The sequence below is a fragment of the Luteibacter sp. GL_149 genome (genome assembly GCF_057834065.1).
The window spans coordinates 734,435-749,181 of sequence record NZ_CM174395.1 but is presented as its reverse complement, the minus strand read 5'-3'; the positions used below and the strand labels follow the sequence as shown (position 1 = coordinate 749,181).

Below are 14,747 nucleotides of genomic sequence, written 5' to 3'. Positions count from 1 at the left end.
GAACATATCCATGAGTGTCATCAACGAGAACGTTACCGCCATGATCGACAGGAGCCGCGCAGCCGCGCCGGAAAAAGCCGCCCCCGACGACGAACGCGTCCGCCGCCTTTCCCTGTGGAAGATCCTGCTCGACCGTCCGGACCTGGGCTCCATCGCGGGCACCGTGCTGGTGTTCGCACTGTTCGGCATCTTTGCCGGCGACTCGGGCATGTTCGCGCTGGATGGCATCGTCAATTGGTCCCAGGTCGCTGCGTACCTCGGCATCATCGCGGTAGGCGCCTGCCTGCTGATGATCGCCGGCGAATTCGATCTTTCGATGGGTTCGATGATCGGATTCGCCGGCGTCATGGTTGCGGTACCGCCGATGTATCTCGGCTGGCCGGTCTGGGCTTCGGTGCTGTTCGCTTTTGCCGGTTCCATGGCGCTCGGTGCCCTTAACGGCTACCTCGTCGTCCGCACGAAACTACCGTCGTTCATCGTCACGCTCGCCTTCATGTTCATCCTGCGCGGATTGACGCTGGTGCTGTCGACGCATTTCGCCAACAGCACGATCGTCAGCGGCGTGGGCGACAAGATCGGCAGCGACCCGGTCATCGCCGCCCTCTTCCAGGGCACCACGGGACACTGGGTATTCAGCGGACTGGCCAGCATGGGACTGATCGACAAGCTACCCAGCGGCGAGCCGGTCGTCGGTGGCTTGCCCAAGGTGCTGGTGTGGTGGGTCCTGCTCGCGATCGGCGCCGGATTCGTGCTGGCGCGTACGCGCTTCGGCAACTGGATCTTCCTCGTCGGCGGCGACTCCAACGCGGCCAAGAATGTCGGCGTCCCCGTGCGTCGCGTGAAGATTTCCCTCTTCGTCCTCACCGCATTCTGCGCCTGCCTGTTCGGTGTACTGCAGGTATCCGACGTCGGCTCCGCCGCCGCGGATCGCGGTTTGCAGAAAGAATTCGAAGCCATCATCGCGGTCGTCATCGGCGGTACGTTGCTCACCGGCGGATTCGGCTCCGTGCTCGGTGCGTGCTTCGGCGCCGTGATCTTCGGCGTCGTCCAGATCGGCATCTCGTATACGAATATCGACTCGGACTGGTATCGCGTCTTCCTTGGCGGCATGTTGCTGCTGGCGGTGCTGTTCAACCACTACATCCGCAGCCGCGCGACGGCTAATAAGTAGGAGCGACGACGTCATGGCCAGCGAATACATCCTCGAACTCGACAACGTCAGCAAATACTTCGGCACCGTCATTGCGCTGCAGGACGTGACCCTTCGCCTGCGCCGCGGCGAAGTGCACTGCCTGCTCGGCGACAACGGCGCGGGCAAGTCCACACTCATCAAGACCCTGGCGGGCGTGCACCGCCCGAGCACCGGCGACTATCGCGTGGAAGGCGAGTCGGTGAAGTTTTCTTCGCCGCGCGAAGCCCTCGACCGCGGAATCGCCACGGTCTATCAGGACCTGGCACTGGTGCCGCTGATGAGCGTGGCCCGCAACTTCTTCGCCGGACGCGAACCGCGACGCAAGCTCTTCGGCGTCATTCCCGTCATCGACATGAGTTACGCCAACGAAGTCGCACGCGAGAAGCTCTCGGAAATGGGCATCAACGTACGCGATGCCGGCCAGCCGGTCGGCACCATGTCCGGCGGCGAACGCCAGTGCCTGGCCATCGCCCGCGCCATCCATTTCGGCGCGAAAGTTCTCATCCTCGACGAACCCACGGCCGCGCTGGGCGTGAAGCAGTCGGCCAACGTGCTCAAGCTGATCCACAAGGCGCGCAAACGCGGCATCTCGATCATCTTCATCACGCATAACGTGCACCACGCCTACCCCATCGCCGACAGTTTCACGCTGCTCAATCGCGGCCAGTCGATGGGCTCCTTCGCCAAGAGCGACATCACGAAGGAAGCCGTGCTCGAAATGATGGCCGGCGGCACCGAGATCCAGAACCTCGTCGACGAACTCGAAGGACGCGCGGCCTGACCGCGCATCCCTCCACGGAAGAGATCCCCATGTTCAATCCCCCACCGCGATCCCCCTCTCGCCCTATCGACGTCGTCTGCCTGGGCCGGCTCGCCGTCGACCTTTATGCGCAACAGATCGGCGCACGTCTCGAAGATGTCACCAGCTTCGCCAAGTATCTCGGCGGTTCGTCCGCCAACATGGCCTTCGGTACGGCGCGACTTGGCCTGGCATCCGCCATGCTGTCGCGCGTGGGAGACGATCACATGGGTCGCTTCCTCACTGAAACGCTTCAGTCCGAAGGCTGCGACATCAGTCAGGTCCGCGTCGATCCCGACCGGTTGACCGCGCTGGCGATCCTCGGCATCAAGGACCGCGAAACCTTCCCGCTACTGTTCTATCGCGAAAACTGCGCCGATATGGCGCTCGCGGCCGACGACATCGACGAGGACTTCATCGCCCGCAGCCGCGCGCTCGTCATCACGGGCACGCACTACTCCGAGCCGGGCGTGCATGCCGCCAGTTCGCGCGCCGTGGCATTCGCGCGCAAGCACGACGTCCGCACCGTTCTCGATATCGACTACCGCCCCGTCCTGTGGGGTCTGACCGGACGCGGCAACGGCGAAACCCGTTTCGTCGCGGCCGATCACGTGACGCACCATCTCCAGGCGATTCTTCCCGACTTCGATGTCATCGTCGGCACCGAAGAAGAATTCCATATCGCGGGCGGGAGCGACGACCTGCTCGCCGCGCTGCGTGCCGTGCGCGGCGTCAGCGCCGCCATGCTGATCGTGAAGCGCGGCCCACTGGGTTGCAGTGTCGTCGAAGGTCCGATTCCCACCTCGCTCGACGATGCCCCGACGTATCGCGGCGCGCGGGTCGACGTGCTGAACGTGCTCGGCGCGGGCGACGCATTCCTTTCGGGCTTCCTCACCGGCTGGCTGAACGGTGAAACGATCGAGCGCAGCTGTACATTCGCCAACGCCTGCGGCGCGATCGTGGTATCGCGGCACGGCTGCGCGCCGGCCATGCCCAGCCGCGCCGAACTCGATGCGTTCCTCGGCCGCGAAGGCGGCATCGCGCATCCGGACCGGGACGACCAGCTCGCGCATCTGCACCGTACCAGCGTGCCGCGCACCGCATGGGACGATCTGCACGTTTTCGCGTTCGACCATCGCGTACCGTTCTTCGAACTGGCACGCGACTGCGGTGCGGACGAATCGCGCATTCCGCTGCTCAAGCGCCTGCTGGTCGACGCGGTCGCGGCCACCGAACGCCATAACCATCTGCAAGGGCACATCGGCCTGCTGGCCGACGACCGTTATGGTCAGGATGCGCTCAATGCCGCCACCGGCCGTGGCTGGTGGATCGGCCGCCCGGTCGAAGTGCCGGGTTCCAATCCACTGGAATTCGAACGCGGCCGCTCGATCGGCACGCAGCTCGTGTCGTGGCCGAAGGAACACGTGGTGAAGTGCCTCGTCGCATTCGATCCCGACGCGGAACCGGCACATCGCGTGGAACAGGAAACGCAGTTGCGTTCGCTGTACGACGCCGTGCGCGTCAGCGGTCACGAACTGCTGCTGGAAGTGATTCCGCCGGGCAACAGCGAGGCGGCGGAGCGCGACGAGCGCGTCCTTCGCTCGATGAAACGCATCTACAACCTCGGCATCCGCCCCGACTGGTGGAAGCTCTGTCCGCCCCGGAAAGAAGCATGGGAAGCCGTCGATGCGCTTATCGAAGAACGCGATCCTTACTGCCGCGGCGTCCTCCTGCTCGGACTCAACGCACCGGTGGAAACCCTGGCCGAAGGCTTCGCCGCCGCAGCGGCCAGCCGCACCTGCCGTGGCTTCGCCGTCGGCCGGACCCTGTTCGTCGACCCCGCTTCGGCCTGGCTGCGCCATGAGATCGACGACGCGATGCTGGTGGCCCGGGCACGCGAAGCCTTCGAACACATGATCGGCCTGTGGCGCGGTATCAGGCATCCGCACGCCATTGCCGCCAAGGCGGGATACGCCGCATGAGCGATACCGTACGACTGACCTGCGCGCAGGCCCTGATCCGCTATATCGCCGCCCTGCACACGCGCGACGACGACAACGGCGAACTGCTGCCGTTGTTCGGCGGCGTGTTCGCGATCTTCGGTCACGGCAACGTAGCGGGAATCGGCGAGGCGCTGCATGCGCACCGGGACAGCCTCCCCACCTATCGCGCCCATAACGAACAGGGCATGGCACACGCCGCGATCGCGTACGCGAAGAGCCACATGCGCCGCCGCATGATGGCCGTCACCAGTTCGATCGGCCCGGGGGCGACCAATCTCGTCACCGCCGCCGCGCTCGCCCACGTGAACCGGCTGCCCGTTCTGCTGCTGCCCGGCGACATCTTCGTATCGCGCGCGCCCGATCCCGTGCTGCAGCAGCTGGAGGACTTCCAGGACGGGACCGTTTCCGTCAACGATTGCTTCCGTCCGGTATCGCGCTATTTCGATCGCATCGTCGCGCCGGAACAATTGCTTACGGCGCTGCCCCGCGCGATCCGGGTACTCACCGACGCCGCGCTCTGCGGCCCGGTGACACTGGCCCTGCCGCAGGACGTGCAGACCCAGGCCTACGACTATCCGGTGTCGTTCTTCGAACCGCGCGAGATCCGCTTCCGCGCGGCACCACCCGCGAGCGACGATGTAGAACGCGCCGCCGAAGCGATCCGCGCCGCCGAACGCCCCGTCATCGTGGCGGGCGGCGGCGTACTGTACGGCCGCGCCAGCCTCGCCTTGCGCGACTTCGCCGAACGCCACGGCATTCCCGTCTGCGAAACGCAGGCGGGCAAAGGCGCGTTGCCGTGGAACCATCCCCTGCAACTCGGTCCGGCAGGTGTCAGTGGCTCGTCCGCCGCCAACTCGCTGCTTGCCGGAGCCGACCGGATCATCGCCGTGGGCACGCGTCTGCAAGACTTCACGACCGGTTCGCGCTCGCTGTTCGCCCACGTGCCGATCCTCGGCATCAACGTGAACGGATACGACGCCCTGAAGGGCGAAGGTCTCGATATCGTGGCTGATGCGACGCTTGCCCTGGATGCACTGTCCGCACAACTTGGAAGCTATCGCACACCCGATCGCTGGATGTCGTACTCGCGCGATGCCGGCCAGGCGTGGCGGGATGCGGTGGACCGGATCGTCGACGCACGCACGCCGCCCGACGGCCGTCTGCCGTACGACGGCGAAATCATCGGTGCCGTGCAGCGCTCGTCGGCGACATCGACAACGAAGGACATCGTGGTCTGCGCCGCCGGCACGCTACCGGCCGAACTCGAAAAACTGTGGCGCACCGAAACACCGGGCGGATACCACATGGAATACGGCTATTCGTGCATGGGCTACGAGATCGCCGGCGGCCTCGGCGTGAAGATGGCCCGGCCCGACCGCGAGGTCATCGTCATGCTCGGCGACGGCAGCTATCTCATGATGAACTCGGAAATCGCCACGTCGGTGATGCTCGATGCGAAGCTCATCATCGTCGTACTCGATAACCGTGGCTACGGTTGCATCAATCGTTTGCAACAGGCCTGTGGCGGCGCGCCGTTCAACAATCTTCTCGACGATTGCCTGCAAGGTCCGCACGGCGCACCGGCTATCGACTTCGCCGCCCACGCCCGCGCGCTTGGCGCCATTGCCGAGCATGTGGCCGATATCGCCGGTCTGGAAGCCGCGATGCATCGCGCGCGCGCGGCGGACCGCACCTATCTCATCTGCATCGACACCGACCCCGCGCGCACCACCGACGAAGGCGGAACGTGGTGGGAAGTCGCGGTGCCGGAAGTCTCGACGCGCGACGCCGTGCACGATGCGCGCGCCTCCTACGAATCCGCATTGAAGGCCCGCAACGGCCAGGTGAAAGCATGACCATCCGTATCGGTATCAATCCCATTTCCTGGAGCAACGACGACCTGCCCTCGCTCGGCGGCGAGATCCCTCTATCGACAGCGTTGAGCGAGGGCAGGACCATCGGTTACGAAGGCTTCGAACTGGGCAACAAGTTTCCCAAGGACCCGAAGGCGCTGCGCGACCTGATGGCCGGCTACGGCCTGGCCGTGGTATCCGGCTGGTACTCGGGCCGGGTGGCCGCGCGCGAAGCCCACGATGAAATTATTGCCGTCGACAAGCATCTTCGCCTGCTGGCGGAGAACGATTGCAAAGTCATGGTCTACGGCGAGGTCGCCCATGCCATTCAGGGCGAGCCCGTTCCGTTGTACAAGCGCCCACGTTTCCGCAGCGCCGACGAGTGGAAGCGTTACGGCGAACGGATTACCGAATTCGCGCGGCACACGCTGAAGCATGGCGTACGCCTCGCCTATCATCACCATATGGGCGCCTATGTCGAATCGCCCGACGACATCGCGCAACTGATGGCGAACACCGGCGACGAGGTCGGGCTGCTGTTCGACAGCGGACATACCTATTTCGGCGGCGGCCATCCGCTGACCGTGCTGAACCAGCACATCGACCGCATCTGTCACGTGCACTGCAAGGACGTTCGCCCCGACCTCATCCGCCTCGCGCGCAATCGCCAGTGGACCTTCCTCGAGTCCGTGCTCAATGGTGTCTTCACCGTACCGGGCGACGGCGCCATCGACTTCGCCGCGATCGTCGCCCGGCTGAAAGAGCATGGCTACGAAGGCTGGCTGGTCGTCGAAGCGGAACAGGATCCCTCAGTCGCACCCAGTTACGTCTATGCCGACAAGGGCTATCGCACCCTGCGCGGCTTGCTCGATCGCGCTTCGCTCGGAGAAGCCGCATGAGCCTGCTCGTCAAAGCCCTGCGTGAAGGCGAAAGCATCGTCACCGTGACGCCCGAGAGTGCGCACTGGAAGCATGTCGGCTTCGTCGCACGGCGTCTTGTCGCGGGACAGAGCGTGGATATCGCCCTTCCCGCGAACCGCGAAGGCTGCCTGGTCGTACTCACGGGAACCGTCGACATCGCGGTGGGCGCTTCGACGTGGCGCAATCTTGGCGGTCGCGGGAGCGTCTTCGACGATCGCTCGCCCACCGCCGTGTACGCGCCACCGTCGTCGGTCTGCCGCGTCACCGCGTACGACGACGTCGAACTCGCGCTGGCCAGCGCGCCCGCGACGGGTCGTTTCCCGGCGCGGCTGATCGAGCCGCAAACCATGAAGCGTTCTGCGCGCGGCACCGGCAGCAACACGCGTTACGTCTGCGACATCCTCCCTGAGACCGAAGACGCCGAATCGCTGCTCGTCGTCGAAGTCGTCACGCCCGCGGGCCACTCGTCGAGTTATCCGCCGCACAAGCACGACACCGATGCGCTTCCCGAAGAAAGCGTACTCGAGGAAACCTACTACCACCGCATCGATCCCCCGCAAGGTTTTGCGTTCCAGCGCGTATACACCGACGAGCGCGACATCGACGAATCGATGGCCGTCGGCGATCACGACGTCGTGATGGTTCCCCGCGGTTATCACCCCGTGGTGATGCCGCACGGCTATCGCGGCTATTACCTGAATGTCATGGCCGGACCGCGCCGCGAATGGCACTTCCGCAACGACCCCGCCCACGAATGGATGCTCGCACCAGTTTCCCGGAGTTGAACGACATGTCCGCCCAGATTTCCGAACGTAGCGCCACCCTTCCCCGCATCGGCCATTACATCGCCGGCAAGCCTTATGCCGGCAGTGCCGCGCGCTCCGCGCCCGTCTACGACCCGGCCCGTGGCGAGATCGCCGCCGAGGTCGCCCTCGCTTCCGCCGACGATGTCGACGTTGCCGTGCGTGCGGCGAACGAGGCCTTCCACGCGTGGTCGCAAACGCCTCCGCTGAAGCGTGCACGCGTGATGTTCCGGTTCAAGGACCTGATCGAACGCGACATGGACAAACTCGCCCGCATCGTTGTGCACGAGCACGGCAAGGTGCTTTCCGATGCGAAGGGCGAGATCGTGCGCGGGCTCGAAGTGGTCGAGTACGCCTGCGGCATCCCCGAACTCCTCAAGGGCGAGTACACCGAGCAGATCGCCAACGGCATCGACGCATGGACGATGCGTCAGGCACTGGGCGTCTGCGCGGGCATCACGCCGTTCAATTTCCCCGCGATGGTACCCATGTGGATGTTCCCCATGGCCATCGCCTGCGGCAATACATTCGTGCTGAAGCCCTCGGAGCGCGATCCGTCGCTTTCGTTGGAACTTGCGAAATTACTTAAAGAGGCGGGCCTTCCCGACGGCGTATTCAACGTCGTACAAGGCGACAAGACCGCGGTCGACGCGCTACTGGATCATCCGTTGGTGCGCGCGGTGAGTTTCGTCGGCTCCACGCCCATCGCCGAGTACATTTATTCGCGCGGCAGCGCGCAGGGCAAACGCGTACAAGCCCTGGGCGGAGCGAAGAATCACATGATCGTCATGCCCGACGCCGATCTCGACAAGACCGCCGATGCGCTCATGGGCGCCGGATATGGCGCGGCCGGCGAGCGTTGCATGGCCATTTCGGTCGCCGTAGCCGTCGGCGAAGCCACCGCCGACGCCCTGGTGGAAAGGCTAGCGCCTCGCGTTCGCGCGCTGCGCATCGGCAGCGGCCTGGACGAAAGCGTGGAGATGGGCCCCGTCGTCACCAGCCAGCACAAAGACCGTATTACCGGCTACATCGACGATGGCGTACAGAGCGGTGCCGAACTCATCGTAGACGGCCGCGGATACCAGGTAGCCGGCTGCGAACAAGGATTTTTCGTAGGCGGAACGCTGTTCGATCGCGTCACCCCGTCCATGCGGATCTATCGCGAAGAAATCTTCGGCCCTGTCCTGTGTGTCGTTCGTGTGCGCGACTTCGCATCCGCGCTAAAGCTCGTGGACGATCATGAATACGGCAACGGCACATCGATCTTCACGCGAGATGGACAGGTCGCGCGCGAATTTGCCCATCGTGTTCAGGTCGGCATGATCGGCATCAACGTGCCAATTCCTGTACCGATGGCGTTTCACAGTTTCGGAGGTTGGAAGAAAAGCCTGATGGGCGATCACCATGCCCATGGTCCCGAATCGGTGCGTTTTTATACGCGTCAGAAAGCCGTAACCCAGCGTTGGCTGAACCACGACGAAAGCACGGGTGCGGAGTTCGCTATGCCGACGCATTAAGATAGCGCCGTTGTACGCAGGGGGAATGCACTGCGCAAGGATCGCTAGAAATTGAAAACCAATAACCACCACGTACATTGCGTCACTTTCAGGGAGAACGTTTCATGCTCACCAACAAACTAATGCGGCCACTGAGTACGGCGTTGCTCGCCTGCCTGGGTCTTGGTTTGGCCGGCCATGCAAGCGCGCAGGACGCGTCGGACAAATATCTGTTCGGCGACTGGAACGGAACGCGAACCCGCCTCGCGAACGAAGGTATCACCTTCGATCTCGGTTACGGCAGCGAAGTGGCGCACAACTTCACCGGCGGTACGAGCCACCTGACCCGCTATACGGATCAGTGGAAACTCGGTTCCACACTCGATCTCGACAAGCTCTGGGGTTGGAAGGGCGCCACCTTCCGCATCATGGTTACCGACCGTAATGGTCGCAATCTCGGTGCCGACGCCCACATCGGCAACAACCAGCTGATCCAGGAAGTCTACGGCCGCGGCCAGACCTGGCATCTCACCGAATTCTCGCTCGAACAGAAATTCTTCGACGGCAAGCTCGACTGGAAATTCGGACGACTGCCTGTCGGCAGCGATTTCGCCGCGTTCTCCTGCGACTTCCAGAACCTCACGTTCTGCGGTGCACAGCCCGGCAATATCGTCGGCGACTACTGGGTGAACTGGCCGACCAGCCAGTGGGCCACGATCCTCAAACTCAATACGACGGACCAGACGTATATCCAGATCGGCGCGTATCAGGTCAATCCGAAATACGTCGACGATCGCTACGCGCGCAAGAACGGCTGGAAGCTCAACAATCCGGGCGGCACCACCGGCGCGCTGATTCCGCTGGAGTTCGGCTGGACGCCGTCGGTCGGCGGCCTGCCCGGCAGCTACAAGATCGGCGGCTGGTACAACACGTCCAAGGGCAACGATCTGTACCTCGACGTCAATCGCGAACCGATTGCACTAACCGGTGGCAAGCCGCTCCAGCGCGATTCGCGTTACGGCGGTTACATCAACTTCGAGCAGCAGGTCTCGGGTGTGGCGGGCGGCAAGGGCACCACGGTGTTCCTGAACATCTCGCAGGCGGATCGCGACACGTCGGCCACCGATGGCCAGATCGCGCTGGGCATGGAATACAAGGGCATCTTCGATCGCCCGAACGATTTCGTCGGCGCAGCGTTGGGTGCAACGCACGCGAACGGACGCAAGGGAGACTATCAGCGCCTGTTCAACGAAACGCATCCGGATCAGGCTACCGTGGTCAACGACGGTTACGAGTACGTCGCGGAAGTGTTCTACAACTGGTCGCCGATCGCGTCGATCAATCTTCGTCCGAACCTGCAGTACATCCTGCATCCGGGCGGCACCAGCCAGAACAGCAATGCGTTCGTGCTCGGTCTGAAGACCAGCGTTACGTTCTGACGGAAGCGACATCGAAGAACGAAACGGCCCGGCAACCGGGCCGTTTTTTTTGTTCTTCGTGCACTGCGGGGACGATCTCGTACGGCTCGTCGCTCTTTGGTTGAGGATCGCCGCTGGGCGGCTCGTGTTATCAGCGGCGTGGTCGGCTCACGCTCGTGGCTCGAGGAAGCCGCGACCGGGTTGGCCCTTGGGGCCTTCGGCGCCGTCCCTGCGGGAGCGGGCCGTAGCGCCCACTTCGCTACGTCAGTGGGTGATCGCGGCCCTCGGCTAAGGCGGCCCCAAGGGCCAACCCGGCCACGGCACCGTCGACGGCGGTTTGCTGCGGGCAGAGCACGAGCTAAGCAGGTGATCGGACCGGACCGGATGCGGCCATGACGGGTCCTGCGTCACGCGCAGCTTTCCCCCACGTAACCGCAACCTCCGGAAGAGCCGTCGGCCACCGCCCTCGACGCGACTTGCGGAACCGAGCGCGGCGGGCGGAAAAGGCCCGAAGGGGGCGGACCAGGACGGTCCGCCGTTTTCGCTGAGGCAGGAGCCGAATCGAAAACCCCCGCCCGCCGCGCGGGCGCGACGGGGCGCAGCCATTAAGACACCAGCCGCGCAGCGGCTATCCCTTCCCGAGCGACGGTGGAGACGGAGCGGCGAGGGCGGTGGCCGACGGCTCTTCGCGAAGCGTCCGAGTGCTACGGCGAAAGCGATGGCGAAGCCGAGCCCGCCCCGAGAATGCGTGAAGAACCTTTCTCAGGAACACGCCTAGCCGTCGTTTTCGCCGGATACCGTGACGAAAACTTTCTCGTCCTCGCCTACCGTTACCCTGACATCGATCGGGCGGCAGCACACCTGGCAATCCTCGACATAGATCTGATCGCCAGCCGAGGCGTCCACGACGATCTCGATGGATTCGCCACAATACGGGCAGTGGATGTTGACGAAATCGGTCATGGGTCGTTCCTCCGGTGGAGTCTCGCCCGTTATGCTACGCGGCTTCCCCCGGATTCCAAGCGGAGCAGCGCCATGATCGACCTGGTCGGTTTCGACGGCGATGACACCCTCTGGCATAGCCAGGACTATTACGACCACGCGCAGGCGGAATTCGAGAGAATTCTGGCCAATTACATCGATCTGGCCGATGCCGGCCTGCTCGATGCGCTGCTGGCCACCGAGCGCGGCAATCTTTCGCTGTTCGGCTACGGCGCGAAAGGCATGACCCTTTCGATGATCGAATCGGCTATCCAACTAACGAACGGCCGCATCGATGCTGCGGATATCCATCGCATCGTGAAGCTCGGCAAGGACGTGCTGAGTCACCCTGTCGAGCTGCTGCCCGGCATTCGCGATGCCGTGGAAGCCGTGGCGCATACCCATCGCATCGTGCTTATTACGAAGGGTGATCTGTTCCACCAGGAGTACAAGGTCGCACGCTGCGGACTGGCCGACCTGTTTCACCGGATCGAAATCGTGTCCGAGAAGAATCCGGCAGCGTATGCGCGCATTTTTCGCGAATTCGATATCGCGCCGGAACGTTTCGCCATGGTGGGCAATTCGCTGCGCTCGGATATCGCGCCGGTGGTCGCCCTTGGCGGCTGGGGCATCTATATGCCGTATCACAGCACCTGGGCGCATGAGACGGAAACCGATTTCGCGATGAACGAGCGGGTGATCGAAGTGGCCGGTGCCGAAGGCATTCCCGATGCGGTCGCCACAATGCACGCCACGGCCGAACGTTAACAACGACATCTTCTTCGCGTCTTACCGGCGACTCTTCACTCCACGCTCACCTGCGGCAGGGAGACGGCATCGTCATGCACAGACATATCCACCTCGGTTTACGCGTGGTCAAGACCACCGCGACGGGATTCGGCGACGACGAGCTGATGACACGGGCCGCCGCGCTGGCGTTCTATTCCGCCCTTTCCTTTGCGCCCCTGCTGGTGCTGTTGTTATGGATCGTGGCCTCCCTGCGCCCCGAATGGCAGAGCCAGCTCGTCGATAGCCTGAACGGCCTCGTCGGCGAACGGGCGGCCGGTGCCGTGCAGTTGGTCATCGCCAACGCCAAGGAGCGCCCCGGCGTCGGCAGCATGGCCGGCATCATCGGTCTCGGGGTCACCATCGTGGGCGCTTCCGCCGTGTTCGCCCAGCTTCAGGGTGCACTGAATCGCGTGTGGAGCCTGCAACCCAGGCCGGGACAAGCGGTGCTGGGCTGGCTGCGCGCCCGCGTGCATGCGCTTGGGCTGCTGCTGTCGCTGGCCTTCCTGCTGATCGTCTCGTTCTCCGCCAGCGCCATGATCGCTGTGTTCGTGCGCGGCGGTACCACGGCATGGCAGATCGTCGAGGCGGTGATCTCGCTGGGTATCTTCGTCGTTATTTTCGCGGCGATCTTCAAGGTGCTTCCGGACGCGATCATCGAGTGGCGCGATGCCATCGTCGGTGCGGCCCTTACCGCCGTGCTGTTCGTTATCGGCAAGTACGCCATTGGCATTTATCTGGAGCACAGCAATGTGGGCGGACCGTATGGACCGGCCGGTGGCGTCGTGGTGTTGTTGGTATGGGTTTACTACTCCGCGCTGATCCTGTTATTGGGCGCCGAATTGACGGAAGCCGTCGCGGAAGCGCGCGGCAACCCGATCAAACCGCGGCCGTATGCCATGTCGCTGCGATCGGGCAGACCGTCGACTGTTGACCCATCCGTCACGGAACCGGCGGTATCCCTGTCCAGGTCCCCCAAGGAGGAACGGTCATGAAGAAACCTCTGATAGCGTTTGCCGCGCTCGCCCTGATCGCCAACGCGGCCGTTGTTCCGCAGACGCAGGCCCAGAGCAGCCATCGCCGCCAGGTGTGCGAGAACGTCGAGGTCAGGCACAGCGATGCCAAGGACCAGCACCAGATCGCCGGTACCGCCATCGGCGCGGTGGCGGGCGGCGTGCTCGGCCACCAGGTCGGCGGCGGCAAGGGCAAAACCCTGGCCACGGTCGCCGGTGCGGTAGGTGGCGGTTACGCCGGCAATCGCATCCAGAAGAACAACCAGGACAAAAACAGCTATACGACGACGGAACGTCGCTGTCACTACGTGGACGACTGAGCGCCCATGTAATGACCGGGGGCCGCGGCCGGTCTCATGGGTAAGGCGCTCTGCGGGGCGCCACCCCACTTGAGCGAGGTTCCCCCATGAGCACCGCCGATCGATCCCGCCGCCGCTTCGTCGGCGCCCTGGCCACTGTTTCCGCTTTAGCCCTGGCCATCAGGCTTCCCCGTGCGGCGGAAGCGCCCGCGCCGGGTAACGTCACTCTCGATTGCTTCGGCGCCGACAAGAAGCCGCTGGGGCCATGCGTGCAGCCGCGTGTCGTGCTGTCCGATGCCGAGTGGAAGAAGAAGCTCAGCACGAAGGCTTACGACGTCACCCGTCGCGATGGCACCGAGCCGGCATACACGGGGGAAGGCTGGGATCGTCACGACAACGGTCTGTATCGCTGCATCTGCTGCGACACCGCGCTTTACGATTCGGCGACCAAGTTCGAATCCGGTACGGGCTGGCCGAGCTTCTGGCAGCCGATGTCGAAACGTAACGTCGTCGAACACGAAGACACCAGTCTGTTCATGACCCGCACGGCGGTGTCGTGTGCGCGTTGCGATGCGCATCTGGGGCATGTCTTCGACGACGGTCCGCGACCGACTGGTTTGCGCTATTGCATGAATGCGGCAGCGATGCGTTTCGTGGGGGTGGCTGCGTAGCTGCCACCCAATGCGAACAATCGATGAGGCGAAAACCTGTCGCATCGCGCTGGGCTCCTGCCTGCGCAGGAGCGACGGGAGGCAACATTCGGCAATTCCCTCACCGTCGTCCCTGCGCAGGCTTCGGACCCAGTGCGGTGCAATGGGTTGTCGCGACTACGTCGGTTCAGAGCTTAGGAGTGAGGTGGTAAATCGGGAGCGGCAACTTACCCACCAAGCGCCTGCCGCGCCGCCTCGTCCGTCATCGGAAAGAACCGCCAACCCGCCCCGTGCCCGACCGCACGGATAAACCGTCCGTCGGGCAACCGGCATATCAGCGTCGTCGCTTCACCGGAACGTATGACGCGCAACACGACAGCCTCCGCCCCCGACCACTCCTCGTCGCCGATCCGTATGTGTTCGCCCGCCAGCGAGATACCGCGCAGCCTTCCCCTGTCGCGGTACCGATAAACGAGCCAGCCACCGACCAGACAGACGAGCAATAGTCCGAGCGATTGCATGGCTTGTGTCCGT

At 63.9% G+C, this 14,747-nt stretch carries 14 protein-coding genes; 12 read left to right on the top strand and 2 right to left on the bottom strand.

Going from position 1 to position 14,747, the window contains the following annotated elements:
* Positions 1-10 precede the first annotated feature (10 nt).
* The 8 genes from AC3IR3_RS03330 to AC3IR3_RS03295 all read left to right on the top strand — a co-directional run bounded on the left by AC3IR3_RS03330 (position 11) and on the right by AC3IR3_RS03295 (position 10,505).
* Complete coding sequence (locus tag AC3IR3_RS03330) at positions 11-1,171, top strand: ABC transporter permease (protein ID WP_489195610.1); 1,161 nt, start codon at positions 11-13, stop codon at positions 1,169-1,171.
* A 13-nt stretch (positions 1,172-1,184) separates the two neighbouring features.
* The gene (locus AC3IR3_RS03325; protein ID WP_489195609.1) at positions 1,185-1,973 is read left to right on the top strand and encodes an ATP-binding cassette domain-containing protein; all 789 of its coding nucleotides are present in this window, start codon (positions 1,185-1,187) and stop codon (positions 1,971-1,973) included.
* A gap of 29 nt (positions 1,974-2,002) precedes the next feature.
* Positions 2,003-3,973 (top strand): bifunctional 5-dehydro-2-deoxygluconokinase/5-dehydro-2-deoxyphosphogluconate aldolase, encoded by a 1,971-nt coding sequence (locus AC3IR3_RS03320; protein WP_489195608.1) that lies wholly within the window; start codon positions 2,003-2,005, stop codon positions 3,971-3,973.
* Positions 3,970-5,850, top strand: coding sequence for a 3D-(3,5/4)-trihydroxycyclohexane-1,2-dione acylhydrolase (decyclizing) (gene iolD / locus AC3IR3_RS03315; RefSeq protein ID WP_489195607.1), 1,881 nt, complete (start codon positions 3,970-3,972; stop codon positions 5,848-5,850). The genes AC3IR3_RS03320 and iolD overlap by 4 nt, the downstream gene beginning before the upstream one ends.
* Positions 5,847-6,746, top strand: coding sequence for a myo-inosose-2 dehydratase (iolE, locus tag AC3IR3_RS03310; protein ID WP_489195606.1), 900 nt, complete (start codon positions 5,847-5,849; stop codon positions 6,744-6,746). Before iolD ends, iolE begins: the two co-directional genes overlap by 4 nt.
* Positions 6,743-7,552, top strand: a complete 810-nt coding sequence (iolB, locus tag AC3IR3_RS03305; protein ID WP_489195605.1) for a 5-deoxy-glucuronate isomerase — start codon at positions 6,743-6,745, stop codon at positions 7,550-7,552. The genes iolE and iolB overlap by 4 nt, the downstream gene beginning before the upstream one ends.
* A gap of 5 nt (positions 7,553-7,557) precedes the next feature.
* A complete protein-coding gene (locus tag AC3IR3_RS03300; protein ID WP_489195604.1) occupies positions 7,558-9,087 on the top strand; it encodes a CoA-acylating methylmalonate-semialdehyde dehydrogenase in 1,530 nt (509 codons plus the stop codon).
* A gap of 104 nt (positions 9,088-9,191) precedes the next feature.
* Complete coding sequence (locus AC3IR3_RS03295; RefSeq protein WP_489195603.1) at positions 9,192-10,505, top strand: carbohydrate porin; 1,314 nt, start codon at positions 9,192-9,194, stop codon at positions 10,503-10,505.
* A 753-nt stretch (positions 10,506-11,258) separates the two neighbouring features.
* Here the strand turns inward: AC3IR3_RS03295 and AC3IR3_RS03290 are convergent.
* Positions 11,259-11,447 (bottom strand): CPXCG motif-containing cysteine-rich protein, encoded by a 189-nt coding sequence (locus tag AC3IR3_RS03290; RefSeq protein ID WP_489195602.1) that lies wholly within the window; start codon positions 11,445-11,447, stop codon positions 11,259-11,261.
* 72 nt (positions 11,448-11,519) lie between these two features.
* On the opposite strand from AC3IR3_RS03290, the gene AC3IR3_RS03285 reads away from it, so the two are divergent.
* The 4 genes from AC3IR3_RS03285 (at position 11,520) to msrB (ending at position 14,234) form a co-directional block, all read left to right on the top strand.
* Positions 11,520-12,233 carry an HAD family hydrolase gene (locus AC3IR3_RS03285; protein ID WP_489195601.1) on the top strand — a complete coding sequence of 238 codons (714 nt, stop codon included), beginning with the start codon at positions 11,520-11,522 and terminating at the stop codon, positions 12,231-12,233.
* Between the two features lie 74 nt (positions 12,234-12,307).
* Positions 12,308-13,246, top strand: a complete 939-nt coding sequence (locus AC3IR3_RS03280) for a YihY/virulence factor BrkB family protein (RefSeq protein ID WP_489195600.1) — start codon at positions 12,308-12,310, stop codon at positions 13,244-13,246.
* Positions 13,243-13,584 carry a glycine zipper 2TM domain-containing protein gene (locus AC3IR3_RS03275; RefSeq protein ID WP_489195599.1) on the top strand — a complete coding sequence of 114 codons (342 nt, stop codon included), beginning with the start codon at positions 13,243-13,245 and terminating at the stop codon, positions 13,582-13,584. The genes AC3IR3_RS03280 and AC3IR3_RS03275 overlap by 4 nt, the downstream gene beginning before the upstream one ends.
* A gap of 86 nt (positions 13,585-13,670) precedes the next feature.
* Positions 13,671-14,234, top strand: a complete 564-nt coding sequence (msrB, locus tag AC3IR3_RS03270; protein WP_489195598.1) for a peptide-methionine (R)-S-oxide reductase MsrB — start codon at positions 13,671-13,673, stop codon at positions 14,232-14,234.
* Between the two features lie 206 nt (positions 14,235-14,440).
* Here the strand turns inward: msrB and AC3IR3_RS03265 are convergent, their stop codons facing one another.
* Complete coding sequence (locus AC3IR3_RS03265) at positions 14,441-14,734, bottom strand: hypothetical protein (RefSeq protein WP_489195597.1); 294 nt, start codon at positions 14,732-14,734, stop codon at positions 14,441-14,443.
* Positions 14,735-14,747: the final 13 nt, after the last annotated feature.

Excerpts from the sequence above, each read along its gene's own strand:
- AC3IR3_RS03330 (WP_489195610.1), top strand. The coding sequence starts at position 11 with ATGAGTGTCATCAACGAGAACGTTACCGCCATGATCGACAGGAGCCGC.
- AC3IR3_RS03325 (WP_489195609.1), top strand. The coding sequence starts at position 1,185 with ATGGCCAGCGAATACATCCTCGAACTCGACAACGTCAGCAAATACTTC.
- AC3IR3_RS03320 (WP_489195608.1), top strand. The coding sequence starts at position 2,003 with ATGTTCAATCCCCCACCGCGATCCCCCTCTCGCCCTATCGACGTCGTC.
- iolD (WP_489195607.1), top strand. The coding sequence starts at position 3,970 with ATGAGCGATACCGTACGACTGACCTGCGCGCAGGCCCTGATCCGCTAT.
- iolE (WP_489195606.1), top strand. The coding sequence starts at position 5,847 with ATGACCATCCGTATCGGTATCAATCCCATTTCCTGGAGCAACGACGAC.
- iolB (WP_489195605.1), top strand. The coding sequence starts at position 6,743 with ATGAGCCTGCTCGTCAAAGCCCTGCGTGAAGGCGAAAGCATCGTCACC.
- AC3IR3_RS03300 (WP_489195604.1), top strand. The coding sequence starts at position 7,558 with ATGTCCGCCCAGATTTCCGAACGTAGCGCCACCCTTCCCCGCATCGGC.
- AC3IR3_RS03295 (WP_489195603.1), top strand. The coding sequence starts at position 9,192 with ATGCTCACCAACAAACTAATGCGGCCACTGAGTACGGCGTTGCTCGCC.
- AC3IR3_RS03290 (WP_489195602.1), bottom strand. The coding sequence starts at position 11,447 with ATGACCGATTTCGTCAACATCCACTGCCCGTATTGTGGCGAATCCATC.
- AC3IR3_RS03285 (WP_489195601.1), top strand. The coding sequence starts at position 11,520 with ATGATCGACCTGGTCGGTTTCGACGGCGATGACACCCTCTGGCATAGC.
- AC3IR3_RS03280 (WP_489195600.1), top strand. The coding sequence starts at position 12,308 with ATGCACAGACATATCCACCTCGGTTTACGCGTGGTCAAGACCACCGCG.
- AC3IR3_RS03275 (WP_489195599.1), top strand. The coding sequence starts at position 13,243 with ATGAAGAAACCTCTGATAGCGTTTGCCGCGCTCGCCCTGATCGCCAAC.
- msrB (WP_489195598.1), top strand. The coding sequence starts at position 13,671 with ATGAGCACCGCCGATCGATCCCGCCGCCGCTTCGTCGGCGCCCTGGCC.
- AC3IR3_RS03265 (WP_489195597.1), bottom strand. The coding sequence starts at position 14,734 with ATGCAATCGCTCGGACTATTGCTCGTCTGTCTGGTCGGTGGCTGGCTC.